This is a genomic window from Erwinia typographi (genome assembly GCF_000773975.1).
In the GTDB taxonomy this organism is placed as follows: domain Bacteria; phylum Pseudomonadota; class Gammaproteobacteria; order Enterobacterales; family Enterobacteriaceae; genus Erwinia; species Erwinia typographi.
Genome location: NZ_JRUQ01000027.1, coordinates 315,056 through 338,906, shown reverse-complemented (window position 1 = coordinate 338,906; position 23,851 = coordinate 315,056). Strand labels below are relative to the sequence as shown.

The window sequence follows — 23,851 nt, the reverse complement described above, 5'->3', positions numbered from 1 at the left end:
TTAAAAAACGGAATGAATAAGATTACAGCGAGAATAATTATCACTTATCTTTCATGGCGTTAAGTTAAGTAAATTCTGCATAAAAAGAGTGAGCAAACGGTTTTTATTTCTGCAACAGCCGTGCATAATACGGGCAACTATTAGTTATAATTCCCTGCTTAATTATGGAGCCGCTATGCTGACTACCGACATGACCGCGAAGCTTAACGATCAGTTGAACCTCGAATTCTTCTCCGCCAACCTCTATTTGCAGATGAGCGCCTGGTGTGCCGATAAAGGCTTTGAAGGCGCTGCGGCCTTCATGCGTGAGCACTCTGTGGAAGAGATGCAGCACATGCAGCGTCTGTTCAACTACCTGAGCGATACTGGCGCGATGCCGGTGCTGGGCAGCATTGCGGCACCGCCGGTGACCTTTAACTCGCTGAACGAGGTGCTGGAGCAGGCTTACGAACACGAAAAGCTGATCACCAGCAAAATCAACGAACTGGCCCACGCGGCCATCACCACCCAGGACTACTCCACCTTTAACTTCCTGCAGTGGTACGTGGCTGAGCAGCATGAAGAAGAGAAGCTGTTTAAATCCGTGCTGGATAAACTGGCGCTGGTGGGAACCGGTGGCCAGGGTATGTTCTTCGTGGATAAAGACCTGATGAAGATGAGCAACACCAGCAACCCACAGGCTTAACTGGCTGTCGGGCGGTATGAAAGGGGCCGTAAGGCCCCAACGCCACTGCCACCTCCCCCGGCAATGCTACCGGTTTCCTGTCACAGTCGACGCTGACAGGGAACGTCAGACAACCCCTCCGTGAAAATGCCATAACCAAAGAGATAACCGCCGACGCGACACAACCGCACGGATGGACGCGGCTTTACACCACACCCGCCTGCACGATTTGGATCATAAAAATTTTGCAAAAAAAATAGTGCGCAAATCATACCGCCAACCCGCGAGGCGTCTGGTGTCCTCCACTTTAATACTGTAAACATGCTCTGGAGTCAGATCGTGATACGGAGAATGGAAGATGAGCAAAAATGTATATATGAAACTTGTGGGGTTTGCCGGCTTTTTCATATTGGGTTATGTATTTTCTTATGCCCTGGGCAGGATTCGCGGGGAGCGATGAGTGCAACAACTTGGGAACCAAAAAAGAAAACCAGCCTTAGCGCTGGTTTTCTCGTTATCAGGCTGGCGGTCAGCTTTTAGCTGATAGCGCAGGGAGTACATGCTGCGGATCCCGCTCGATAGCCCTGAGCAGTACTTTTGCTGGACCGGTTGGTTCACGCCTCCCTTGCTCCCAGTTTTTCAGCGTATCCACGCTCACAGAGATCAGTTTTGCAAAGCCACTTTGTGAAAGACCAGACGCGGCCCTGATTGCTTTGACCTGAACGGCAATCACAGTGGTTTCACGAGATGGTTCGCGGGAACCTTCAACAATTTCGTTCATTTGCGTCATGCTTTCTTTCAGACGCTCAAACAGTTTCTTGTCCATCATTACCACCTCTCGTTTAGTGCCCGAAGCTGCCGTTTTTCATCATCATTTAAATCGTCCTGAGTGCCTTTTTTGTAGATGAAAATCAACCTGATTTGTGCGTCGGAGACCTTGTGAAAATAAATTACCCTGACCCCGCTCCGTTTACCTTTCCCTTTGGCTGACCATCTGATTTTACGAAGGCCGCCAGTATGTTGGATAACGTCGCCCCAGTCGGGGTTATCAGCCAGGAATTGTTGAAACTCACGATATTCATCATCGGTCAGCAGTTCCTTTACATCCTCAGTGAAAATCTCAGTTTCAATAAATAACATGCATGTACGTCATTGGCGTAGGGTGAAATAATATTATCATAAAAAAGCCGTACGTCAATGGCGTACAGTTTAACTGATGGAATTGAGGAGAGGAAATCATGAATGGTCATCATGTGGAGATTTAAAAATAAAACACAATGCAAACAATATCTTACAAAGTAAAAAAGGAGGCTTTCGCCTCCCTGGTTATTCACTGCGTTTAAGGTTTCACCTGCTTATCAGGGTCCTTTCGCTCTACGGTCGACACCGTTTTCCGCAATTCCTTGACCCGATCCACCGTCACCGCTGACGCGTTGTTCCCCCAGCTACTGCGAACAAAGGTCGACAGATCCGCCACCTGCTGATCGTCCAGCCGCCAGCCGAAGTCAGGCATCGTTAAGCCCGTCACCGCCTTATGCGTCACAGCGGCTTTGCCGCCGCGCAGCACTATGCTTATCAGCGAGGAAGGATCGTCGCTCAGCAGGGCCGGGTTGTGCGCCAGCGCAGGGAAGGTTTTGCTGTACCCCTTGCCGTCCGTACGGTGGCAGGCCGCGCAGTTATCCATATACAGCTGGGCGCCTGGCTTGCTCATGTCGCCTTTGACCAGCGCCGCCTGGGTGGCGTCATCGGCCTTCGGCGCCTCTGCCTGGGGATCGGACGACTTGATGCTTTTCAGATACACCGCCATCGCGTTGAGATCTTCATCGCTAAGGTGCTGGGTACTGTGCTCAATCACATCGGTCATGGAGCCAAAGGCCGCGCTGTTAGCCGTCCAGCCCGTCTGCAGGAAGCTGACGATCTCCTGCTGAGACCAGCGGCCAATCCCGGTCTTCGGATTGCTGGTCAGGTCCGGCGCGTGCCAGCCTTCCAGCGTGCCGCCGGTCAGGTAAGCCGTCTCTTTTTGATCCAGCGCCTTCTCCTGGAAGCCGATGCCGCGCGGCGTATGGCAGGTGCCACAGTGCTCCAGCCCCTGAATCAGGTAGGCACCACGGTTCCATTCCGCGCTCTGCGAGCTGTCCGGCTGAAAGCGCTGGTCATCATGAAACGCCCAGTTCCAGACGATCAGCGGCCAGCGCATATTCAGCGGCCACGGAATATCGCTGTCGCGGTCGGCCTGCTTCACCGCCGGGACTTCTTTCATAAAGTAGTCGTACAGCGCATGCATGTCCTCATCGTTGATCTTCGCAAATGAGGTATAAGGCATCGCCGGGTAGAGCTGATGACCATCTTTCGCCACGCCGCCACGCACCGCCTGCGCAAAGTCGTCATAGCTGTAGTCGCCGATGCCAGTCTCTTTGTCAGGTGTGATGTTGGTAGAGTAAATCGCGCCCACCGGCGTAGCCATCTTTAGCCCACCGGCAAAGTTCGCACCGCCAGCCGCCGTATGACAGGCCGCACAGTCTCCGGCCTGAGCCAGATAATGCCCTTTACTGGTGGGGGTATCGGCAGCCGTCGCGGACGCAGAAGCCAGAGCGGCAAACAGTAAAGACGTTAACAAACCACAATGCTTGATCATGTTTTCTCTTCCCTGTTAAGCCTGAACCAGCGGTCCGGGGTTGGCCAGATAGCGCGTACGAATGGCGTTAGCCGCAAACAGCGCCGTCGCCGCCACGATCCCGGTCGGGTTATAGGCCAGGTTTTGTGGGAAGCAGCACGCCCCCAGCACAAAGACGTTCGGCACATCCCAGCTTTGCAGGTACTTGTTCACTACGCTGTTTTTCGGGTTGTCGCCCATGATCGCCCCGCCGGTGGTGTGCGTGGACTGATACGGACGCACATCGTAATGCGCGTTCATCCCCTTAAAGCCAAGTTGATAACTGTCGGGCGCCATCGCTTTGACGATCGCTTCCGCCTTGCCTTTGATGAAGTTGGTCATCTTCAGCTCGTTCTGCTGCCAGTCAAAAGTCATGCGCAGCAGCGGCTGGCCATGAACGTCGCGGTAAGTCGGATCGAGATCGAGATAGCACTGCTTGTAGGGCATCACTGACCCGGAAGATCCCACGCCCATGCTGTGCAGGTAGTGATCCTTGATCGACTGCTTCCAACCCGATCCCCAGCGCGGCGCTTCTTTCGGAATGCTCATTTGCTGGATCGGCCTGCCGCCGGTGGTGGTCGCAGAAATTGTCGCGCCGCCAACGAAACCCAGGCTACTGTGATCGAAGTTTTCCGAGTTGAAGTCATCGATAAACACGCTGGTCGCGCCGGTGGCGGCAAACGGATTGAATATTTTGTCTTTCTTGTAGAACAGTGAGATCCCGCCGTTCATCTGATAGGCATAGTTCTTTCCGACTACTCCTTCTCCGGTTTGCGGATCGTACGGTTTACCGATTTTAGAAAGCAGCAGCAGGCGGACGTTGTTGAGCTGGAACGAACTCAGTATCACGATAGAGGCGGGCTGCTCAATTTCCCGCCCCTGGGCATCAATATAGGTTACACCGGTGGCTTTTTTCCCGGTTGAGTCGGTGTTGACCCGAATCACCTGGGATTGGGTGCGCAATTCGAAGTTCTTGTACTGATAAAGTGCCGGCAACACCGTAGTCTGCGGCGAGGCTTTCGAATAGTTAAAGCAGCCAAAGCGCTCGCAGAAGCCGCAGTAGTTACAGATCCCCAGCTGCACGCCGTAAGGGTTGGTATAGGATTCGGTACAGATTGCGGCGGGCATGGTAAACGGGTGGTAGCCCAGTGACTCGGAGGCCTGAGCAAACAGCTCACCGCCGTACTGGCGCTTCTGTACCTTCGTCGGATAAGGGTTTTCACGCGGGGCTTCGAAGGGATTGCCGCCAGCGATTTTTTCACCTTTCAGGTTGCCAACGTTGCCGGACGTGCCGCAAATTTTCTCAAACTTGTCGAAGTACGGCTCCATCTCGGCGTAGGTAAACGGATAATCCTGCACGGTCATATCCTGCGGGATAAAGGATTCACCGTAGCGTTCAATCACCGTGCTACGCATTTTGAGGTCGGCCTCCAGCGGCCGCCACAGCATCCCGTTCCAGTGTACGCCTGCCCCACCTACGCCATCGCCGGGCAGGAAGGAGCCAAAGCGGCGATACGGTAGCGCGGTATCAGCGGTAGCGTGACGTACCGTCACCGTTTCCCTGGCCGCGTTTTGAAATAGCTTCAGACGAATGCCGTAGGTCAGCTCGTCAGTATTGCGTGGATAAGCAAAATCGGGGTAGGTATCACGCTGCTCACCCCGCTCAAGCGCCAAAATTTTCAGCCCGCTGTCCGCCAGTTCCATTGCCATCAGAGCTCCGGTCCAGCCGAAGCCGACGATCACCATATCCACGGGATCTTTTTTAATTGCTGCCATGGTTTAAACGCTCCGTTTGCCTGAGATACTCACCGGTCCCAGCGGATAAGGCTGGTTGGGATGGTCCATTTGATCCTGGAAATCGGCGCGCGCGCCGGGGAAGCCAATCATTTTCCAGGAGGCCAGCGTCTGATTGCCGCCATGCATCGGGTCAGCAAGGTAGCCTTCTTTGGTATTTTCCAGCAGTTGCTCGAAGAACAGCTTGCCCGGCACGTTATCGAAAGTCAGCTTGCCGCCGTCCAGGTCGTGCAGCAGGGCTTCCTGCTGCTGCTGGCTCAGATCGGCAAAAACCTTCTGAAACTGCTGCTGACAATGCTGATTAATCGCCTTGATGCCCTGGCGATAGGTTTCACGCGGAACAAGGCTGGACTGATAGCCCAATTCAGGTACGGCGTTAGCAAACGGCGGCTGCATATACCACAAATGACCGTAGCCGTAAGGCAGCTCCATTTGCTTGTCGATATAGACCGGAACGCCCTCGCTGACCGCGCCTGGGCCATTGCTGTCGGCAGGGATCAGCCGATCGCAGGCGGCTAAAATAAAGCGCCATTCATCATTGTTGAAATAGACAGGAACGTAATGGGCGGAGACGCCCTCGGATTGAGACTCTGCGGCAGGCGCTGAAAGCGCCACGACGCTACTTCCGCCTGCGGCTGCAAGCGGGATCAGCGACAGGGTTTTTTGCAGGAATCGCCTACGGGCAGGCGCCTGCGGTACGGTTTTTTTTTCCATGACGACATTTCCACTCAAAAAGCGCGCGAGGAGAGACTCCAGGCACAATAGTTACTTTAGTAATTGTTTTAGTGCTAATGGTTATATGCTTATAAAATATCCGTTAATGCCGTTATGTAGAAGTAACGCCAAAGTTAAATATGTTATTAAATGTTTCTGAAATGGTAGAATTGCACCACTTTCCATAGGGTTAAATCGATTCAACACAATGAAAAATAAAATAATTTTCAAAAAGTGCTCTTATGCGTTTTTTGGCATAACAGCTCCTGTTGATTTGCCTTAAGCCAGCAGTGCGCAGAAAGCGAAGTGAAGGCGGAAATAAGCTAATTGGACAGGAAAAGAAAGGAGGGCAGAAGTAAACAGAATGAAGCGAGAGGGATGGCAAGCGAAAACAGGCCGCATTGCTGCGGCCTGTAGACTTATTTCGGTAGGGAAAGGCGGTAGAATTTCGTGTCGACGCTCATCAGCGGGAAGCTGGCCGGCAGGTTTTGCCGATCAACCTCACGGAAGCCGTTCTTCTCATAGAAACGGTGGGCGGCGATGAATTTATCCGTGGTGCCCAGCCAGATGTCGCTCAGCTTGCTCTGGCTGGCGTGCCACAGCACGGTATTCAATAACGCATTCGCCACGCCGTGCTCTTTGCCGCGAAACGGGCTGGCGACAAACATTTTCCTCAGCGCAACCTGCTGCTGGCCGATATCCTTCAGGCCGATGCAGCCCACCACTTTGTCCTCATCCAGCGCCAGCCAGAAGTCACCCAGACCGCGCTGGTAAAACGATTCGATCTCATTGAGATCCGGCTGCTGTTCGGCAGTGATGGCAATGCCGAACTCCTGATTCTGGATGGGCAGAATCAGATCCACTACCCCCTGCTGATACTGCGGTTGATAGCGATGAAGTGACACGGTTGACGTCTTCATGCCTGCCCTCTTAGCGGTAAATAATGAAAATCACTCTACCACGTCAACCGACGATTTTTACTTATCAGCGGTACAAAAACCTGCGCGGAATTAACGATGCTGTCCAGCGACGACCGCATCATGCAGGTTCAGGCGCTGCCAGAAGTTCTGCTCTGGCGTGCTGCCGGAAAGCGGATAGCCCCCGGCAATCGCGGTAGACACCATCAGCCTGCGGCGCTGGGCATCGCTCAGCTCGGGCAGCGGCCCTTTCAGCAGGACTTCCGCCCCTTCCGGCACCACCACTGGCGAGTATTTCACCTTTTGCTGCGGCAGACCGTAGGTCATGGTAAAGCTATAGAACGCTTTCATCTCTGGCGAAGCGTAAGGGTCCGCCGCGCCGGCTGATTTAGCGCAGACTTCCAGCGTGGTGCCACACTCTTTTTCCAGCGCCTGACGAAGCTGATCTCTGGCCTCAATAAACAGAACGCGGTATTTCGCATCGTTCAGATAATAAGCGACATTACGCTGCGCCACCATTCGCGATCCCATCAGATCGATCGGATAATGCACGCCCAGCACCATGCGGGAATAGCCGTAACGTGCCGCGCGGTCAACCAGCGGCACGAAGCGTTCCGGCAGCATCTCGCCCAGCAGCAGCGCATCGGTGTAGGCGGTGTTGGTGTGGCCGCTTGGATAGGAGCCTTCGGTTGCGCTGTAAGGCTTGCCGTCTTTCACCACCGCCGTGTCCGGCACAAAGTGAATGGTATTGCCCGGGATCAGGAAAGGACGCGGATTGTTATACTGCTTTTTCGCCACGCTGGTTCCCACCTCGGTGGCTTTAATCAGCGCCGCCGCCTTGCCAATCTCACCCTGGTTATAGGCATGGAGAAACGCCTGCCCCAGCTTCGGCCCCAGCGCATCCGCAAGGAAAAACAGATGGTCTTGCCCTTCGGCATCGATCAGCGCCTGGGTACGCTGGCCCTGGGTGGCGTTGAGGTTGACGTTTTCTACCGTGTTCAGACTGGCCTCAATGGTGCTCTTCGGCAGCGCCGGGAAAGCGCTCAGCAGCGCCACGCCCGCCGCCTGCTGTTGTTTCTTGTTGAAGTCATAGCCGCTCTCTTTCAGCCACTTTTTATCGGCCAGCTTTTTGCTCTGTTTGGTGTCTTCAAGCTGGTCACGCGTCAGAGTGTCGGCATCGCCCTTCAGCGCGGCAATCAGCGACTGCTGGATCGCGGCATCAAAAGCGACAAACTCAGGACTGTCGCTGGCTGGGGTGGTGGTGTCAGCGATGGCGCGGATAGCGTCGAAAGTCGGGGTCGCAGGTTTTGCCTGGGCAAACTGGCTGAGAACCAGCGCGGCAGCCAACAGGGAGTAACGATAGCGCATTGCCGTTCCTTATAAAATTGAGGGAGTTAAGTGTCTGGCAGCCAGGCTAGACGACAATTATGGCAGAAATGTGGCAAGGTCTATTTTTGTTACCGATTGCCGCTCCCTGACACACTAAAATATCCTGCCCATGCTTTTATTATGTCGTTATCGCTCAGGATAACCCAGTAAATCAATCACGTAATGTAAAATAATGATTCGCAGTGAGCGCCTCTGCCGCGCAACTTTCGCACCATTCACCCATCCGGCCCGGCATTAACGGAGTAAAATCCTGCCAGAATCCGCCACAGACAGGCCGACAGCATGAAAATTGATGTGGATATCACCTTTCGTAAACTGGAGATATTTATGGCGTTTATGCAGCGCGGGAATATCGCCCGCACCGCAGAGGCGCTGGGGATCAGCAACGTCAGCGTCCATCGCGCCCTGCATACGCTGGAAGAGAACGTTCGCTGTCCGCTGTTTATCCATCAGGGGCGTAACCTGGTGCCGCTCCCGGCCGCGCATACCCTGCTGGAATACAGCCAGGAAGTGACCGATATGATGTCGCGAGGGATTGAGGAAACGCGTAAAACGGCCGGAATTGGTCAGGGTCGAATGCGACTGGGAACGCTCTATTCGCTGACGCTGGAAACCGTGCCGCAGCTGATTATGGGCATGAAAATTCGCCGCCCCGACCTGGAGCTGGACCTGACGATGGGATCTAACCAGACCCTGCTGAGCAAGCTGGAGGAGGGATTTCTGGATGCGATCCTGATTTCGCTCACCGACAGCGAGATCGATATGAGTCGTTTCGAGGCCCTGCCGCTGTTTAAAGACGATATTTTTCTGGCCGCGCCGGTGGCATCGGGACTGGATACCAGTCATTACGCCGATCTGCGGGATTTTCGCCAGCATAAATTTGTGTCGCTGGCGGAGGGCTTTGCCACCTATCACGGCTTCCAGGAAGCGTTTCACGTCGCCGGGTTTGAGCCAGAAATTGTGATGCGGGTGAACGACATTTTCTCAATGCTGAGCCTGGTACAGGCTGGCGTTGGCCTGACGCTGATCCCCGGACGAATGAAGCGAGTGTATGAAAATACCGTGCAGCTGATGAAGCTGGCCGCGCCCTATCAGATGCGCCAGACGCTGGCGATCGTCTTCGAGCGTAACCGCGAGCACGATCCCAACCTGCTGGCGCTGGCGGCCGAGGGCCGGATGTACAGCCGCCAGCGGGTTACCGCTGGTTTTTGATCCTGCCAGCCAGCGTCAGGGCCAGAGCGCTACCGCCCTGCTCCAGCGACAGCGCTTCTCCCTCGCTGAAAGCCTGGCGGGTCAACCCGGTCAGGATCGATCCCGGCGGCATTTCAATCGCCAGCCGCACTCCCCGTTCGTTGGCGGCAATCATCGCCTCGTGCCAGCGCACGGTGCGCGACATATTCCAGGCCAGATCGTCGGCAATCTGCTGCGGCTGCCACAGTACCCTGCCGCTGCTGCCGCTGAGATAGGCGCAGTGCGGCCTGCAAAGCGTGACCTCAGCGAACGCCTTCGCCAGCTTTTCGGCCGGTTTCGCCAGCAGCTCGCAGTGTGACGGCACGCTGACCGCCAGCCGGTGGACTTTCTGCGCACCGGCCAGTCGGGCCTTTTCACCCACCTGCCGCATCGCCTCGTCGCTACCGGCAATCACCAGCTGTTGTTCCGCATTGATATTGGCAATCCAGCTCTGCGACCCCAGCAGCGGCTCCAGCTGAGTCAGCGTCAGCCCGATAATCGCCGTCAGACCATAGCCGTGGGGATAAGCTTCCTCCATCAAATCGCCGCGCAGCGAGACCAGCCGCAACGCATCCTCAAAAGCCAGGGCTCCGGCTACCACCGCCGCAGGATAGGAGCCGATGGACAGGCCGCTGGTCATATCCACCTCCAGCCCCTGATCCTGCAACGACCGGGCATGGGCCACTCCGGCAATCAGCAGACAGAGCTGCACGGCACGGGTATGACGCAGCGCCTCAGCGCTGTCCAGCCCCGCTGCCGACTCGCCCAGCACCTCGCTGGCCTGGCGAAGCAGCGCTTCACCGCCCGGCAGGCGTTGCAGCATCCCTGCACGCTGCGGCCCCTGCCCGGGAAAAGTCAGTAAAAGTTTCATCAGATTCCGCTCCAGGGCCGGGCGGTCAGCCGCGGCCCTCGCGTTGTTTTTAGCATTACCCGGCGATCCCGCAGCCATTCCGCCAGCGCAAAAGCACCGTGCGGCGTTTCGACCTGGGTATCCACCCGACAGGGCAGCAGCTGGCAGAACTGCTGCCAGCGTGCAAGCTCGCTCTCCACGACCGGCTCCTCGCAGCGCAGCACCAGATCCAGGTCGCTGTCGGCGTGCATCACCGGCACTTCAGTCGCCAGCGCGTAGCCCACGCTGCCCGTGATGCCCCACGGCCACGGCCAGCGCTGCTGCGCCAGCTGGACGGCGGCCTGAACCGGCGGCAGCGAGACGAAAGGCGAGCGCAGCAGCAGCTCGCTCTGGCCGAGGGATTCGGGCGTCACACGACGTTGAACGGCGTCGGGCTGCACCCAGGCCGCCGCACGCTGATCGCGGCGTAACCCCCTGATCCCCACGGGGACCCGCCCGCCCTCCTCCTCATCGCGCCTGACCACCAGCGGCAGAGAAGCGCGCCACTGCTCGCTAACCCAGTCGGGCAGATCTCCCTCCGGGTAACGGCCGCTGGTAAGCCAGACAAGATCGTGAGCGAGAAGGGAAACCGGCATCTTATATTCCTGAAGTTAAAGAGATAAACAGCGGTAGCGTCAGGATACACAATACCGAACTTATCAGCAGTACGGCTTCCGCATCCGGTGAGGCCACGCCAAAACGGTTGCCAAAGACCACGCCAAAGAAGCCAGCCGACAGCGCAATCATCAAAATCGCCGTCACCGCTATTTGCCCATGCAGGCCGAGCGCAATCACCAATCCCCAGGCGATCAGCGGCTGAATAAGCAGCTTGGTCAGGCTGGCGACCACCACCGCTTTGTTGATTTGCAGCCTGCGCGCCGAGAGGATCAGCCCGGTAAGGAACAACGCGGAAGCCGTAGCCGACAGTCCCAATGGTTTAATGGTCGACAGCAGCAGCTCAGGCATGCGGATGCCAAGCGCGGAGAGCACCACGCCCAGCAAAGGCCCCCAGACAATCGGCTTGGTCACCGAGCGCCACATCAGCACCGGCAGCATTGCCAGGCTGGATTTTTGCTCGCCTCCGGACTCGCGGGCCTTTTCACGCTCAAGGATCAGCAGGCAGAACGGCGTCATCAGTACCGAACCGCAGGCAATGGATACCGCGACCGACAGCGAGGTGCCCGAGCTTTCGCCCAGCACGCTGCCAAGGATAGGCAGCCCCAGCGCGGCATAGTTGGGCAGCGCTACGGTCAGCGTCAGTACCGCCGCATCCTGCGGAGATTTGCGAAACACTTTGGTACAAAGAAAATAGAACGCGGCGTAGGCGATCCACATCGCCAGCACCAGCACCACAATCAGCGGCGCCTGCCCAACAATCCCTGACCAGGGAGTCTGTACGGTGGCGGTAAACAGCGCCGCCGGTAAAGCAAAATCCATTACTAAAATATTCAGTAAGGAGACATTTTTATTATCCACCATCTTCGCTTTGCCCGCGTAAAAACCGAGCAGCATAATCACAAAGATTGGCGCTAAAGCATGAACTATTACATAAGTCATAACATCACCTGTAGAGATTGAGGGGAGCACAGGCGCGATAATTATTATATTTTTCAGGCTGGTGTTGCTGAGCACGCAAGGGCGTGCTCAAAAAGCGGCCTGGCAGGTTGTCTTATTGTGTATAACGGTGAATCGTTACCAGGCGGCCCGCATTTTCTCGCGGACCAGCGCGGAGCTGCGACGGTTTTCCGCCTTCAGCCGATCTTTCAGGCTCGCATCGCGGCGGGCGGCGCTGAGCGCGTCCGTCAGCGCCTGGCGTACCGTGGTAATGTCGGCAGCGGAAGGGGCATCGGGATCGCTGAGGTCGAGCAGGCTTTCCAGCAGCCCAAGCGAACGGTAGTTACTGATGTCGTAAGCCATCGGCGGAATGGTTTCGGCCAGCTTTTCCAGCGATTCCACGCTGCGCAGCGTGATACGCGCCGCCGCCTCTTTACCCATCGCATGGATCATCACGCCCGGATCGTTGAAGGCAATCAGTCGGTTCGCCTGGTAACCGTGCGCCAGAAACGCGCCGGACATGGCTTTGCCGACGATCAGACCGATCACCGGGTGTCCCGCCAGGCGCGCGTTAGCATAGGCTCCCGCCGCTGCCGCCAGCGCCTGATGGATACCGAATCCTTCCTCACGGCGGCCGTAGGCCTGGCTGGGCACGTCAATCACCGCCACGATGGTGCGCTTTTCGGCTTTATCCGCGTCTTCGGCAACGGTTTCGCCGACCACTTTTGCCAGCGTCCATCCTTCCAGCAGGCCGACTTCGCCTCTGGCGGCGCGCGGATAGTGATTCTGCGCGTCGGGGACAACGGCAATAAAACGTGCGCTCAGGTTATTCACCTGGCCGTCGGCAACCTGCACGGAGGGACAAAGTCCCGGCAGGCGCGGTGCATTATCGGTAAGCAGGGATAGCCACTGCTCACCACGGCTGATGTTGTGGCTCATTACTGGTCCTCCCGGGCAAAAAGCTGGTTGATTTGCTGGCTGTCCGCCTGCCTGCTGGTATCAAAACGGCTCAGGCGCGGCAGATAATAGTCATAGCGATCGGAGCGATGCTGGGCCGGAACGCCTTTGGCAAGCGCGTCGTTCATCGCCTGCTTCACCGCCTGCTGACCATCGTCGACCAGCGCCTCGACCAACCCGCTGCGGAAGCGGGTTTCGCCGCCGGTCATACTCCAGATAAACGGCCTGTCGCGGGAGTCGTACTCTTCTATCCCGGCTTCCTGCTCGATAACCTGCGGGCCGTTCAGCCCCAGACGCGCCTCGCGGGTCACAATCAGGTAGCTGCAAAGCGCCGCCGCAATCGACATGCCGCCAAAGCAGCCCACGGTACCGGCCACAATGCCAACGACCGGCGTGTAGCGACGCAGATCGACGATGGCCGCATGGATATCGGCAATCGCGGCAAGCCCAAGATTGGCCTCCTGCAACCGCACGCCGCCGGTTTCCAGACACAGCACCGCCTGAGTGGGAATGCCGTTACGGTTATCTTCCGCCGCCAGCTCAAGGGCCGCCGCCATTTTCGCGCCGGAGACTTCCCCCATGCTGCCGCCCTGGAATGCGCCTTCAATCGCCACGACGACCGCAGGCTTGCCGCCAATCGTCCCTTTCGCCACCACCATTCCGTCATCGGACTGCGGCACAATGCCCTGCGGACCAAGCCACGGCGAAATAATGCCCGCGAACGGGTCCAGCAGCTCGCGATAGCTGCCTTCGTCCAGCAGCAGATGGGCGCGCTGACGGGCTTTTAACTCAATAAAGCTGCTGTCATTACGCATTTTCCACCCCCTCGAAAACCTGCTCAATGCGGATGCGGGCCACGCCCGGCGTCGCGCCAAAATCATGAATGGTCATCTGCCCGCCCGGAAGCGGCGAGAACTCCGCCAGCCGGTTAAACAGCGCCTGCCAGCGTTGCTGGCTGTTATCCACGGAGGTGGTCAGCGTGACGGTCAGCTGCTGGCCGCCATCGGCGACAAACAGCACTTCCATATCCCCGGAGCCCACCACGCCCGCCAGCGCTTTACCGCTGAGCTGGCGCGTGGCCGGAAGGGAAATTGTGATCTGTTCCATAACGTCCTCTTAAAATGTGAGATCGCCTAAACGGTCTGTAAATAGGGTGGCGGCCAGCAGATCGGCCGCGCCGCCGGGCGAAGCGTTCAGCGCCAGCATTCCGGCATCCAGCGCAGCCAGCGCCTGACGACCAGCCAGCGACTGCATACCACCGGCGGACAGCACCGCGCTGGCCCCCTGCTGCATGGCCTGAAGGCCGGTTTCGCCGGCGCGGGAGAGCACGCAGGTATCGCTGAGCGAACTCATGATCGCCATCAGCGCATCCAGCTGGGCATGAGCCTCGCTGGCTCCGGCGCGGCGGCTGCGATGCAGCTGCGGCAGCGCCAGCCTTACCACATGCGGAAAGCCCTGCTGAGCCTCTTCGCGCGCTCCCGGAACCCGATAACGCTGGCTGGCCCGCTGCCCCTTGCTGAAGGTTTTGGGCGCTGCCATATCGGGAAGACGAGCCAGCTGAGCGGCGGCCTGAGCCACCTGCTGCGGGTCACTTTCCCCCGCCAGCCTCGCGCTGGCGCTGACCAGCAGCCCCAGCGCCCAGATAGCGCCCCGGTGAGTATTTACTCCGCCTGTAGCCTGCATCATGTCCTGCTCGCCTTCGCGCCCTAACCGACCGACCAGCTGACGCAGCGCGATGTCCGCAGGACGGTTCCAGCAGTGCAGCGCCAGCGCGTGGAAGGTACGGGTCAGGCTGTGCGCGGAGCGCTCCATCAGCGAAAGCGACAGATCCTGATGCGCCCCGTTGCCCCGGCTGTCCACCAGGCCCGGCTTCGGGCTGAGGCGCGCTTCATCAATCAGGCAGCGCGTAGCCAGAGCGGCCAGGCGTTCAGCCTTCAGCTCAATATTGCTGAGCGAGATCTGCGGTTGTCGGCTCATTACCAGCTCCGGAATTTTGCTGGCGGGTTATAAAGGCCGCCGGACCACTCAACCAGATCGGCTACGCTCCCCGCAGCCAGCAGCGAACGGCTGGCATCGGTACGGCGGATACCCAGATCTTCCGGGAAGGCGACTTTGCCTTCGCGGCGCAGCTGGGCGACCCGTTTGGCATCCACGCCCAGGCCAATGTCGGTGATACCGGCAACCGCCGCGACCATCGCCCGACGCTCTTCCAGCGTTTTAGCCCGGTAGAGATAGGCAATGCCCTCCTCGGTCAGGACGTGGGTCACGTCGTCACCGTAGATCATCACCGGCGCCAGCGGCATCCCGGCGGCTTTAGCCACATCGACAGCTTCCAGGTTTTCCACAAAGGTCGGCTTAGCGCCCGCCTGGAAGGTTTCCACCATCTGCACCACCAGCTTGCGACCGCGCGCCAGCGGATCTGGCTCGTTGATCATCGCCAGCCAGGCCGGCGTGGCGTGGCGGCGACCGTGCGGGTCGTGTCCCATATTTGGCGCGCCGCCGAAGCCGGAGAGGCGACCACGAGTGACCGTTGAGGAGTTCGCCAGCCCGTCCACCTGTAGCGTGGATCCGATAAACATATCCACCGCATACTGTCCCGCCATCTGACAGAACGCGCGGTTAGAACGCATCGAGCCATCGGCGCCGGTAAAGAACACGTCCGGGCGAGCCGCCACGTAGTTTTCCATTCCCAGCTCGCCGCCGAAGCAGTGCACGCTCTCTACCCAGCCGCTTTCAATGGCGGGGATCAGCGTAGGGTGAGGATTAAGGGTCCAGTGCTTACAGATTTTACCTTTCAGCCCCAGCTGTTCGCCGTAAGTCGGCAGCAGCAGTTCGATGGCGGCGGTGTTAAAACCAATACCGTGATTCAGCGACTGCACCTGGTGCTCGGCGTAGATGCCTTTGATCGCCAGCATCGCCATCAGCACATGTTCCTGCTTGATCAGCCGGGGGTCGCGGGTGAACAGCGGTTCGATAAAGAACGGCTTGTCGGCGACCACCACAAAGTCGATCCACGAGCCGGGGATATCCACGCGGGGAAGATCGTTTTCGTCGTCAACCAGCTCGTTGACCTGCGCGATAACGATGCCGTCATGGAAAGCGGCGGCCTCCACCAGCGCTGGCGTATCTTCGGTGCTGGCGCCGGTGTAGAGGTTGCCCTTGCGGTCGGCTTTGAAACCGGCAATCAGCGCCACGTTAGGGGCCAGATCGACGTAAAGGCGGGAGTAGAGTTCGATATAGGTGTGAATCGCGCCGATTTCCAGCTGACCATCTTCCAGCAGCTGCGAAATACGCAGGCTTTGCGTGCCTGAAAACGAGAAATCAAGCTTGCGCGCGATGCCTTTTTCAAAAATATCCAGGTGTTCACTGCGGCCTACGCTCGGCATAATCATATGCAGATCGTGTACTACGGCGGGATTCACTTCAGCCAGAGAGCGCGACAGAAAATCAGCCTGCTTCTGGTTATTCCCTTCCATTACCACGCGATCGCCTGGGGCGATCAGTTTTTCCAACATACCAACCAGATCGTCAGTTGGCAGTACTTTGCCGCTGAGTCCCAGGGAGTCAACACGACGCCGTTTATCACTACGGCGGCTGTCCCAGGCGCGGGCGGGCGTTTGTCCAGATAACATTCTTGCCTCCTGTAAGGTCATCCCCCTTCAGCATCAGGGTCTGTTTGTTAAGTCTGGTCCCGAATGAACTGGGCATCAATGAAGCCTGGAGCATGAACGTTAGCCTGAGAGTAATAATAAAAAATACCAACAGTAAATCAGTGAGTTAGAAAGAGTGATGCTGCGGGAGATCGCAAAAAAAGCCTGCGCAGCAGGCTTTATCAGACGTTCCGCAAATGGCGTGTTTTTAATCGGGCTGATGAACGGCAATATAGCGTTCGAAGCGGGTCGCTTTCAGTTGGGTGAGGTCGACCACCACCAGGCCATCAATGCAGTTGTTGAAATCCGGATCGCTGCCGAAGTCAATAAACTGCACGCCGCCCGGTTCGCACAGTTCGGAATACTGTTTGTAGAGCGGCGGAATGCTGGTGCCGAGGTTATTCAGCATTCGCTTAAGTGTTTTAAGATCTTCCTGATAATTGTCGCCGCTGAACTGCGCCAGCACGTCGGGCAGAGAGGCCGGATAAGGACGCCGCGAGGTAGCCAGCGGCAGCGCCGGAGCAAAATAGAGACGGTAGAAGGCCACCAGCAGATCGCGGGCGGCAAGCGGCAGGCCGCCGGAGATCGACACCGGCCCAAACAGATAGCGATAGTGCGGATATTTCGCCAGATACGCCCCAATCCCCAGCCACAGGTAATCCAGACCGCGTTTGCCCCAGTAAGCAGGCTGAATAAAACTGCGCCCCAGCTCGATACCCTGCATCAGCACCGGGTTCATGCGGTGATCGTAATGGAACAGGCTGTGGCTGTAGATCCCTTCCAGACCTCTACGCTCCAGCTGTTCTGCCGTTGGCAGGAAACGGTAGGCGCCGACAATATCCAGCGCTTCCTGATCCCAAAGGATCAGGTGGTAATAGTCGTCGTCATAGTCATCCAGATCGCGGCGTCTTCCGCTGCCTTCACCCACTGCGCGGAAGGCAATTTCCCGCAGCCTCCCCAGCTCACGCAGGATCGGCACATAATCCTCGCCGTTGCGCCGCCAGAGATAGATGATCTTGCCATCGGCCGTCTGCCCCAGCACCTCACAGACTGACAGCGCCCGTTTCAGCACCGCGCGATCTTCCGCGCGGGCAATCGCTGGCTCCGTCTGAAACAGCGCCGATCTGCCCTGAGCGATGCGATAAAGATGACGACGAAAGCGCGCCGCCAGCTCTTTGGCCGGCGTATGGCCGTCGTGCCAGCTGGCGTAAGGAATGCGGGCGCCAATGGTCAGCTTCAGCCGCGCCCCCCGGTTTTTGAACATCTCGCGCACCAGCAGCAGCATGGAGAGCGGCCGGTAAACCACCGAGGTCAGATAAAATAACGCGCTGTTGCGCCCGCTGACGTGAACCGGCACCACCGGCGCACGGCTGCGGGCCGCCAGGCGCACAAACCCGTGGCTCCACTTGCCGTCCTTCACCCCTTTGCTGCCAAACCGCGACACTTCACCGGCGGGGAAAAAGATCAGCACGCCCTGGTTGTCGAGCTGCTCCTGCATCAGCGCGACCTGCTGGCGGCTGGTGCGGTTGCCCATATTATCCACCGCCACCATCAGGCTGGTGAGCGACTCAAGGCAGTTCAGCAGGCGATTAGTTACAATTTTCACGTCGCGCCGCACCTGTGATACCGCGTGCAGTAGCGCCAGACCATCCAGCGTGCCGAGCGGATGGTTGGCGACAATCACCACCGGCCCGTGGCTGGGGATCTGTTCCAGGTCGCGCTCGCTCATTTCGCAGCGGATATCCAGGTAGTCGAGCACCTGCTCAACCATATCCAGCCCCTTCAGGTGCCGGTTTTTGTCATTGAACTGCTGGAATTCTTTTTCGCGCAGCAGCGTTCTGAGGAGGGATTTTTGCCAGCCGGGGGTATTTCGCGCTGGGCAGAGGTCATCTAAAACCGATTCAATTGTAAACACAAGTTTCTCTCCTGGCGTTTTAACGCGACAGTAAAGAGCCTCAATGACGGTTTCATGGCAATAAGATGACGACCGCAAGAACTCAGCCGCGCGGCTCAGAATATGCCGAGAACGATCCGCCGCGCTTGCCGTTCACGCTGCCGCCAGGATAGAATAAAGGATAATATAACTCATTATTTTTATTGGTATTTTCAACCATCCGCAACCCCATATCTCTGGCATTAAGCGAAATCTGGCGGCGATCCTTCCGCCGCTGTGCTGTTGATGAAGCTAAAAAGCGCGCGGCCGCCAACATCATCAGGACGGCATACCGCCATGACTAGCCTGAACGCTTTGTGGCTGTGCGGCTGCCTGCTGCTTAGCGGCTGCGCCTCGCTGTCCAGCAACAGCATCGATGCCTCCCCGTATGCCAGCCTGCTGGCGACCTGCCACATCCCGGTTAAGCAGCAGATTGACGCGCTGGCACGGCCGCTGATCCAGCAGCAGCGCACGCCCGGCGTGGTCGTGGCGCTGCTGCATCACGGCCAGCGCCAGGTCTTCAGCTACGGTTTTACCGACACCGACCGCCACATTCCGCTGAGCGGCGACACGCTGTTTGCCGTGGGATCGGTCACCAAAGGCTTTACCGCCGAGAGTGCGGCGCTGCTGGTGCAGGAAGGCAAGCTGAAGTGGAGCAGTACCCTGCGCGAGATGCTGGGGAATAAGGCCCCGCTTAGCCCGGACGCCAGCCGGATCACTCTGCTGTCGCTGGCGACCCACACCTCCGGCCTGCCGCGACAGATGACCACGCTGCATATGCTGGGCAAGCTGACCGACTATTTGTTTACCGGCCATCCCTTCTATGACGATTTGGATAACGGCGAGTTTATTGACTATCTCAGCCATTTTGAGCAACCGGCGCAACGATCGGTGGTTTACTCGAACCTCGGCTACTCCATTCTGGATTACGTGATCGCCCAGCACAGCGGTCAGACGCCGCAGGCGATTGCCAGCCAGCAAATTATTGCGCCATTGGGCCTGAAGCATACCGGGTATCAGCCGGAAAACTTACCCGGCTACGCGCTGCGCGCAAGGGGCCACGCGGGCGATCAGCCGAAGTTTATCCAGCGAGGCCGCAGGGTGCCGGACTGGCATTTCAGTGGCTATATGGTAGGAGCGGCCTCGCTGTGGAGCAGTGCGAACGACCTGCTGAGCTATCTTGATGCGCACATGAGCGGCAGCGGAGATCCCGTGCTGGATCGCGCCTTTAAGGACGCCACCAGCGTTCGCTTTAAGCAGCCGCAATACGACTCTTCCGCGCTGGCCTGGCTAAGCAACAACCGCGACGGGCAGAGCATCCTCTATCAGTCGGGCTTTATCGGCGGCTACGCCAGCTATATCGGTATGGACATCAGACACAGAACCGCGATTGTGGTGCTGCAAAACAGCTTCAACTGGAATAACGATATTGGTTACCGGATGCTACTGCGGCTGGCGCGCGCGGACGAGAGCGCCGACGGGTGCAGCGCAAACGCCATAAATCCGGCCCCGGCAGACTGATGTTCCCCAGGGGCTGAATCTGCGATACGCCAAATCTATTCGTCGAGCTGTAGCGGCGGCAGCTGTGCAAATACGCTGAGCAGCCCTGCGCTCCAGAGCTGACGGATCTGCGAGAAATAGGGGTGTTTATCGGTCAGATGATACTGCTGAACGGTGCTAAAGCTGTCCGAAGGGTAGATCATCACGTCAAGCGGCAGCCCGACCGAGATATTACTCGCCAGGGTGGAATCCATTGAGATCAGCGCGCACTGCATCGCCTGATCGAGCGGCGTGTCATAACGCAGCACGCGATCGATAATCGGCTTGCCGTATTTGCTTTCGCCAATCTGGAAATAGGGCGTGTCGGTGCTGGACTCAATAAAGTTGCCCTGCGGGTAGATCTGAAACAGCCGCGGCTCTTCCCCTTTGATTTGACCACCGAGCATCAGCGTACCGCCAAACTCCTCCCCGTCTCGCTTAATCACCTCGCGCAGCGTCTCCCCCACCAGCAGGGCGACGTCGTACATGTTGTTACAGCTCATCAGGTTAGGTTTTTCGACGTCTTCGCACCCTCGCCGCAGCAGGCTGAGGGCGCTCTGAGTGGTGGCAAGATTTCCGGCGCTTTGCAGCACCAGCGTGCGCTCATCATCCTGGTGAAAAACATGAAGCTTACGGAAGGAAGAGATGTGATCGACCCCCGCATTGGTACGGGAGTCGGAAACGAAAATCATCCCTGACGATAAACGCATTGCCACACAGTAAGTCATAGTTTGCCCGATAAAATAATTACTGCTGCGAGTTCACCAGTTGCACCGCAGCCACCGCTAACATGTCCTCGCTCCCGCCGCCCAGTCTCATACCGCGTACCGGACAGGCATCCATATAATCCACGCCCACCGCCAGCTTCAGATGCTGGTGCGTGCTGCGGGTATTATTGGTAATGTCAAAGCTGTGCCAGCTACCGTCCACCCAGGCCTCAACCCAGGCATGGGTCGCCACATGCTCAACGCTATCAGTATAAAGATATCCGCTTACATAGCGAGCGGGGATATGCAGGCTCCGGCAGCAGGCGAGGAATACGTGGCTATGATCCTGGCAAACCCCGGTGCCCGCGGCAAATACTTTCGCTGCGGTATCAGTCACTATCGTGCTGCCAGGCTGATAAGGCATCTTCAGCAGCAGCTCGTCCATCAGGCGATCCAGCCCCGCCAGCGGCGCTTCAGGGCGGAAATAACGCAGGGCGAAATCGCGGATCGCCGCGTCAGGCTGGGTTAACGGCGTGACGCGCAGGAAAATCAACGGTGAGAGCGCGCTGTCAGGATCGGGCGCCATATCCCCTTCGTCGAGGATCTCCACCACGCCACGCGCTTCAATTTCTATTGACTGGTGCGGCTTATCCAGCGTCAGCACATGCAGCACGTTACCGTAGGTGTCAGTGGTACAAATCGCCTGCTCCGGCAGGAACAGATCCCATGAAACGATATGCTGGTGCACCGAGTCCTGAGGCGTCAGGCGCAGATATTGCGTGCTTTGTTTGACCAGGCTTTGATAGCTGAAGCAGGTCTTGTGAGCGATATCCAGTTTCATTTGGCCTCCAGGTAAGTATGTTGAATGCTCTCTGCAATGTTGCCCAGGTCGCCAAGAAAATCGCGCAGCCAGCTGTGGATGCCTTCTTTGACCAGCGAATCGTAAGAGCTAAAGCGCAGCTCAGCCTCCAGCGTGGTGACCAGCAGACGCGGCCGGTTTTCACCGCTGCCGCCGATCAGGTTCAGCTGGTTGGCGATCTCTTCGATGCAGGATCGCAGAGATCGCGGGCTTTCTTCCCGCAGGATCAGCATCTCGTTAACGCTGTCGCTAGCCAGCTGCTGCCGGTAAATGGTGTGGTACGCCTCGCGCGCAGATACCGAACGCAGCAGGGTGTCGAGGCGGTAATATTCCCGCACGGTATCGTCATCCTGCTCGGTCAGATAGAGCGTGACGTCCAGCAAACGGGCGGTGCAGTCGGCCCTTTCCAATAGCGTGCCGAGGCGAATAAAGCTCATCGCATCGCCGCGCATCAGCGTGCCGAACATCGCGCCACGGAACAGGTGAGAGCGCTCTTTTACCCAGTCAAAAAAGGCATCGGCGCCGATGCTGCTCACCCCTTTTCGCCGCAGCTTGCGCAGCTCAATCCAGCTGGAGTTGATACTTTCCCATACTTCAGAAGAGAGGCTGCCACGCACCGCGTGGGCGTTGTTCCAGGCCGATTCCCAGCAGCAAAAAATACTGCCGGGATTGCGCTCATCCAGCACAAAGAAGTTGAAAAGCTGCGGCATCGCCAGCCGGTCGTTGAACGTCCAGAACAGCTCGCTGGTGCTGGTCAGGTTCAGCGGCACGCGCAGCTCATCATCATGGCTGCTGCGCACCGGCATCAGCGACAAACGGTTGGTGACGTCCAGCACGCGGGCAATGTTTTCGGCGCGCTCCAGATAGCGCGCCATCCAGTACAGTCCACTGGCTGTGCGACTCAGCATACGTCATCCTCCAGAACCCAGGTATCCTTGGTGCCGCCGCCCTGCGACGAGTTCACCACCAGCGAGCCTTCCGTCAGGGCGACCCTGGTCAGCCCGCCCGGCACCAGGCGGATCTCCGCTCCGCTGAGGGCGAAGGGGCGCAGGTCGATATGTCGCGGCGCCAGCCCCTTTTCGACGAAGGTCGGACAGGTCGAGAGCGCCAGCGTATTCTGCGCAATGTAGTTTTGCGGCCTGGCAATCAGCAGCGAGCGGAACTCCTCCAGCTGTTTCTGGCTGGCGACCGGACCAATCAACATGCCGTAGCCCCCCGCGCCGTGCACCTCTTTCACCACCAGCTTCGGCAGGTTAGCCAGCACCCAGGAAAGTTCGTCAGGCCGCCGACACTGCCAGGTCGGGACGTTATTGAGGATCGGCTCTTCGGAGAGATAAAACTTCACCATATCCGGGACGTAAGGGTAGATTGACTTGTCGTCCGCCACCCCGGTTCCGATGGCGTTAGCCAGCACGACATTGCCTGCGCGATAAACCGATAGCAGCCCCGGCACGCCCAGCATCGAATCCGCCCGGAACGCCAGCGGATCGAGGAAAGCATCGTCCACGCGGCGATAAATGACGTCGACCTTGCACGGCCCAGCCGTGGTACGCATCATCACCGCGCCATCCTTAACGAACAGGTCGGCACTTTCTACCAGCTCCACGCCCATCTGCTGGGCCAGAAAGCTGTGTTCAAAATAGGCACTGTTGAAGCGGCCAGGCGTCAGCACCACCACCACCGGGTCATTCACCGGCGAGCTTTCCCGCAGGGTTTGCAGCAGGTGCGAAGGATAGCGCTCTACCGGCGCAATGCGCTGCTGCGCGAACAGCTCCGGGTAGAGGCGCATCATCATTTTGCGGTTTTCCAGCATGTAGGAGACGCCCGACGGCGTGCGCAGGTTGTCCTCCAGCACGTAGTATTCACCGTCGCTGTTGCGAACCATGTCCACGCCGCAGATATGCGCATAGATATCACGGTGCAGGTTGATGCCCTGCATACAGGGTTGATACTGGTCATTCACCAGCACCTGCTCCGCCGGGATGATCCCCGCTTTGAGGATGTGCTGCTCGTGGTAGATATCATGCAGAAAGGCATTCAGCGCCTGAACGCGCTGACGGATACCTTTGTCCAGCATCGCCCACTCGCTGGCGGGAATAATGCGCGGCACGCTGTCGAAGGGAATAAGGCGCTCGGCGCCGCCGTCCTGGCCGTAGACATTGAAAGTAATACCAACACGGTGAAACAAAAGTTCGGCCTCTTCGCGCTTACGGGCGATGGCCTCCCGGTCGGCGTTTTTCAGCCAGCGCCAGTAGTCACGATAGTGCTGGCGATGCTGCCCATTACTCAGCAACATTTCATCATAAAAGGTTGATGCTAATTCATAGCCTTGATTCATGATTTCCCTTCCACTGTCGGTGAACCCAATAGTGATCTGCACAAAGCGTGCCAGTCCCCCTGCG

23 protein-coding genes are annotated in these 23,851 nt (G+C 57.9%); 3 read left to right on the top strand and 20 right to left on the bottom strand.

Going from position 1 to position 23,851, the window contains the following annotated elements; translation table 11 throughout:
• Window positions 1–175: 175 nt before the first annotated feature.
• Window positions 176–685, top strand: a complete 510-nt coding sequence (ftnA, locus tag NG99_RS08820; protein WP_034890973.1) for a non-heme ferritin — start codon at window positions 176–178, stop codon at window positions 683–685.
• Between the two features lie 508 nt (window positions 686–1,193).
• Here the strand turns inward: ftnA and nadS are convergent.
• The 7 genes from nadS to NG99_RS08785 form a co-directional block, all read right to left on the bottom strand.
• The gene (gene nadS, locus NG99_RS08815; RefSeq protein ID WP_034890970.1) at window positions 1,194–1,490 is read right to left on the bottom strand and encodes a NadS family protein; all 297 of its coding nucleotides are present in this window, start codon (window positions 1,488–1,490) and stop codon (window positions 1,194–1,196) included.
• 2 nt (window positions 1,491–1,492) lie between these two features.
• Window positions 1,493–1,804: a type II toxin-antitoxin system RelE/ParE family toxin gene (locus NG99_RS08810; protein ID WP_034890967.1), complete on the bottom strand. Its 312-nt coding sequence runs from the start codon at window positions 1,802–1,804 to the stop codon at window positions 1,493–1,495.
• Window positions 1,805–2,003: 199 nt separating this feature from the next.
• A complete protein-coding gene (locus tag NG99_RS08805) occupies window positions 2,004–3,299 on the bottom strand; it encodes a c-type cytochrome (protein WP_052130626.1) in 1,296 nt (431 codons plus the stop codon).
• A 15-nt stretch (window positions 3,300–3,314) separates the two neighbouring features.
• Window positions 3,315–5,093, bottom strand: a complete 1,779-nt coding sequence (locus NG99_RS08800) for a GMC family oxidoreductase (RefSeq protein ID WP_034890965.1) — start codon at window positions 5,091–5,093, stop codon at window positions 3,315–3,317.
• Between the two features lie 3 nt (window positions 5,094–5,096).
• Window positions 5,097–5,825, bottom strand: a complete 729-nt coding sequence (locus NG99_RS08795; protein ID WP_084110461.1) for a gluconate 2-dehydrogenase subunit 3 family protein — start codon at window positions 5,823–5,825, stop codon at window positions 5,097–5,099.
• A gap of 419 nt (window positions 5,826–6,244) precedes the next feature.
• Entirely contained in the window at window positions 6,245–6,745 is a 501-nt protein-coding gene (locus NG99_RS08790; RefSeq protein ID WP_034890959.1) for a GNAT family N-acetyltransferase, read from the bottom strand.
• Between the two features lie 90 nt (window positions 6,746–6,835).
• On the bottom strand, window positions 6,836–8,110 hold the full coding sequence (locus tag NG99_RS08785; RefSeq protein ID WP_034890956.1) for an acid phosphatase: 1,275 nt from the start codon (window positions 8,108–8,110) through the stop codon (window positions 6,836–6,838).
• A 303-nt stretch (window positions 8,111–8,413) separates the two neighbouring features.
• Here NG99_RS08785 and NG99_RS08780 point away from each other — a divergent pair, with 303 nt between their 5' ends.
• Window positions 8,414–9,343, top strand: a complete 930-nt coding sequence (locus NG99_RS08780) for a LysR family transcriptional regulator (RefSeq protein WP_034890953.1) — start codon at window positions 8,414–8,416, stop codon at window positions 9,341–9,343.
• On the opposite strand, the gene mdcH is transcribed toward NG99_RS08780, so the two are convergent.
• The 9 genes from mdcH to NG99_RS08735 form a co-directional block, all read right to left on the bottom strand.
• Window positions 9,327–10,232 carry a malonate decarboxylase subunit epsilon gene (gene mdcH, locus NG99_RS08775; protein WP_034890950.1) on the bottom strand — a complete coding sequence of 302 codons (906 nt, stop codon included), beginning with the start codon at window positions 10,230–10,232 and terminating at the stop codon, window positions 9,327–9,329. The two genes, NG99_RS08780 and mdcH, sit on opposite strands and share 17 nt — an antisense overlap.
• Entirely contained in the window at window positions 10,232–10,846 is a 615-nt protein-coding gene (locus tag NG99_RS08770; protein ID WP_034890948.1) for a malonate decarboxylase holo-ACP synthase, read from the bottom strand. The genes mdcH and NG99_RS08770 overlap by 1 nt, the downstream gene beginning before the upstream one ends.
• A 1-nt stretch (window position 10,847) precedes the next feature.
• The gene (locus tag NG99_RS08765) at window positions 10,848–11,807 is read right to left on the bottom strand and encodes an AEC family transporter (RefSeq protein ID WP_034890945.1); all 960 of its coding nucleotides are present in this window, start codon (window positions 11,805–11,807) and stop codon (window positions 10,848–10,850) included.
• Window positions 11,808–11,942: 135 nt separating this feature from the next.
• Window positions 11,943–12,743 carry a biotin-independent malonate decarboxylase subunit gamma gene (gene mdcE, locus NG99_RS08760; protein WP_034890943.1) on the bottom strand — a complete coding sequence of 267 codons (801 nt, stop codon included), beginning with the start codon at window positions 12,741–12,743 and terminating at the stop codon, window positions 11,943–11,945.
• Window positions 12,743–13,576, bottom strand: a complete 834-nt coding sequence (locus NG99_RS08755; RefSeq protein ID WP_034890940.1) for a biotin-independent malonate decarboxylase subunit beta — start codon at window positions 13,574–13,576, stop codon at window positions 12,743–12,745. Before NG99_RS08755 ends, mdcE begins: the two co-directional genes overlap by 1 nt.
• Window positions 13,569–13,868, bottom strand: coding sequence for a malonate decarboxylase acyl carrier protein (gene mdcC, locus NG99_RS08750; protein WP_034890938.1), 300 nt, complete (start codon window positions 13,866–13,868; stop codon window positions 13,569–13,571). Before mdcC ends, NG99_RS08755 begins: the two co-directional genes overlap by 8 nt.
• A 9-nt stretch (window positions 13,869–13,877) precedes the next feature.
• A complete protein-coding gene (locus tag NG99_RS08745; protein ID WP_034890935.1) occupies window positions 13,878–14,738 on the bottom strand; it encodes a triphosphoribosyl-dephospho-CoA synthase in 861 nt (286 codons plus the stop codon).
• The gene (mdcA, locus tag NG99_RS08740; protein WP_034890934.1) at window positions 14,738–16,393 is read right to left on the bottom strand and encodes a malonate decarboxylase subunit alpha; all 1,656 of its coding nucleotides are present in this window, start codon (window positions 16,391–16,393) and stop codon (window positions 14,738–14,740) included. Before mdcA ends, NG99_RS08745 begins: the two co-directional genes overlap by 1 nt.
• A 226-nt stretch (window positions 16,394–16,619) precedes the next feature.
• The gene (locus tag NG99_RS08735) at window positions 16,620–18,326 is read right to left on the bottom strand and encodes a lysophospholipid acyltransferase family protein (RefSeq protein WP_034890933.1); all 1,707 of its coding nucleotides are present in this window, start codon (window positions 18,324–18,326) and stop codon (window positions 16,620–16,622) included.
• A gap of 315 nt (window positions 18,327–18,641) precedes the next feature.
• Here NG99_RS08735 and NG99_RS08730 point away from each other — a divergent pair, with 315 nt between their 5' ends.
• Window positions 18,642–19,865: a serine hydrolase domain-containing protein gene (locus NG99_RS08730; RefSeq protein WP_052130625.1), complete on the top strand. Its 1,224-nt coding sequence runs from the start codon at window positions 18,642–18,644 to the stop codon at window positions 19,863–19,865.
• 35 nt (window positions 19,866–19,900) lie between these two features.
• Here the strand turns inward: NG99_RS08730 and NG99_RS08725 are convergent, their stop codons facing one another.
• Genes NG99_RS08725 through NG99_RS08710 form a run of 4 tightly spaced genes read right to left on the bottom strand, consistent with a single transcriptional unit; the run spans window position 19,901 to window position 23,787 of the window.
• On the bottom strand, window positions 19,901–20,611 hold the full coding sequence (locus tag NG99_RS08725) for a proteasome-type protease (protein ID WP_034890932.1): 711 nt from the start codon (window positions 20,609–20,611) through the stop codon (window positions 19,901–19,903).
• A 19-nt stretch (window positions 20,612–20,630) separates the two neighbouring features.
• On the bottom strand, window positions 20,631–21,431 hold the full coding sequence (locus tag NG99_RS08720) for a transglutaminase family protein (protein WP_034890931.1): 801 nt from the start codon (window positions 21,429–21,431) through the stop codon (window positions 20,631–20,633).
• A complete protein-coding gene (locus NG99_RS08715; protein WP_034890930.1) occupies window positions 21,428–22,357 on the bottom strand; it encodes an alpha-E domain-containing protein in 930 nt (309 codons plus the stop codon). The genes NG99_RS08720 and NG99_RS08715 overlap by 4 nt, the downstream gene beginning before the upstream one ends.
• Complete coding sequence (locus NG99_RS08710) at window positions 22,351–23,787, bottom strand: circularly permuted type 2 ATP-grasp protein (protein ID WP_034890928.1); 1,437 nt, start codon at window positions 23,785–23,787, stop codon at window positions 22,351–22,353. The genes NG99_RS08715 and NG99_RS08710 overlap by 7 nt, the downstream gene beginning before the upstream one ends.
• Window positions 23,788–23,851 lie beyond the last annotated feature (64 nt).

Bases quoted from the DNA above. Each gene is read 5' to 3' on its own strand.
- NG99_RS08730 (WP_052130625.1), top strand. From the start codon at position 18,642: ATGACTAGCCTGAACGCTTTGTGGCTGTGCGGCTGCCTGCTGCTTAGC.
- ftnA (WP_034890973.1), top strand. From the start codon at position 176: ATGCTGACTACCGACATGACCGCGAAGCTTAACGATCAGTTGAACCTC.
- mdcE (WP_034890943.1), bottom strand. From the start codon at position 12,743: ATGAGCCACAACATCAGCCGTGGTGAGCAGTGGCTATCCCTGCTTACC.
- mdcC (WP_034890938.1), bottom strand. From the start codon at position 13,868: ATGGAACAGATCACAATTTCCCTTCCGGCCACGCGCCAGCTCAGCGGT.
- NG99_RS08785 (WP_034890956.1), bottom strand. From the start codon at position 8,110: ATGCGCTATCGTTACTCCCTGTTGGCTGCCGCGCTGGTTCTCAGCCAG.
- NG99_RS08795 (WP_084110461.1), bottom strand. From the start codon at position 5,825: ATGGAAAAAAAAACCGTACCGCAGGCGCCTGCCCGTAGGCGATTCCTG.
- NG99_RS08800 (WP_034890965.1), bottom strand. From the start codon at position 5,093: ATGGCAGCAATTAAAAAAGATCCCGTGGATATGGTGATCGTCGGCTTC.
- NG99_RS08790 (WP_034890959.1), bottom strand. From the start codon at position 6,745: ATGAAGACGTCAACCGTGTCACTTCATCGCTATCAACCGCAGTATCAG.
- nadS (WP_034890970.1), bottom strand. From the start codon at position 1,490: ATGGACAAGAAACTGTTTGAGCGTCTGAAAGAAAGCATGACGCAAATG.
- NG99_RS08755 (WP_034890940.1), bottom strand. From the start codon at position 13,576: ATGCGTAATGACAGCAGCTTTATTGAGTTAAAAGCCCGTCAGCGCGCC.
- NG99_RS08765 (WP_034890945.1), bottom strand. From the start codon at position 11,807: ATGACTTATGTAATAGTTCATGCTTTAGCGCCAATCTTTGTGATTATG.
- NG99_RS08805 (WP_052130626.1), bottom strand. From the start codon at position 3,299: ATGATCAAGCATTGTGGTTTGTTAACGTCTTTACTGTTTGCCGCTCTG.
- NG99_RS08720 (WP_034890931.1), bottom strand. From the start codon at position 21,431: ATGAAACTGGATATCGCTCACAAGACCTGCTTCAGCTATCAAAGCCTG.
- NG99_RS08780 (WP_034890953.1), top strand. From the start codon at position 8,414: ATGAAAATTGATGTGGATATCACCTTTCGTAAACTGGAGATATTTATG.
- mdcA (WP_034890934.1), bottom strand. From the start codon at position 16,393: ATGTTATCTGGACAAACGCCCGCCCGCGCCTGGGACAGCCGCCGTAGT.
- NG99_RS08810 (WP_034890967.1), bottom strand. From the start codon at position 1,804: ATGTTATTTATTGAAACTGAGATTTTCACTGAGGATGTAAAGGAACTG.
- NG99_RS08715 (WP_034890930.1), bottom strand. From the start codon at position 22,357: ATGCTGAGTCGCACAGCCAGTGGACTGTACTGGATGGCGCGCTATCTG.
- NG99_RS08770 (WP_034890948.1), bottom strand. From the start codon at position 10,846: ATGCCGGTTTCCCTTCTCGCTCACGATCTTGTCTGGCTTACCAGCGGC.
- NG99_RS08745 (WP_034890935.1), bottom strand. From the start codon at position 14,738: ATGAGCCGACAACCGCAGATCTCGCTCAGCAATATTGAGCTGAAGGCT.
- mdcH (WP_034890950.1), bottom strand. From the start codon at position 10,232: ATGAAACTTTTACTGACTTTTCCCGGGCAGGGGCCGCAGCGTGCAGGG.
- NG99_RS08725 (WP_034890932.1), bottom strand. From the start codon at position 20,611: ATGACTTACTGTGTGGCAATGCGTTTATCGTCAGGGATGATTTTCGTT.
- NG99_RS08710 (WP_034890928.1), bottom strand. From the start codon at position 23,787: ATGAATCAAGGCTATGAATTAGCATCAACCTTTTATGATGAAATGTTG.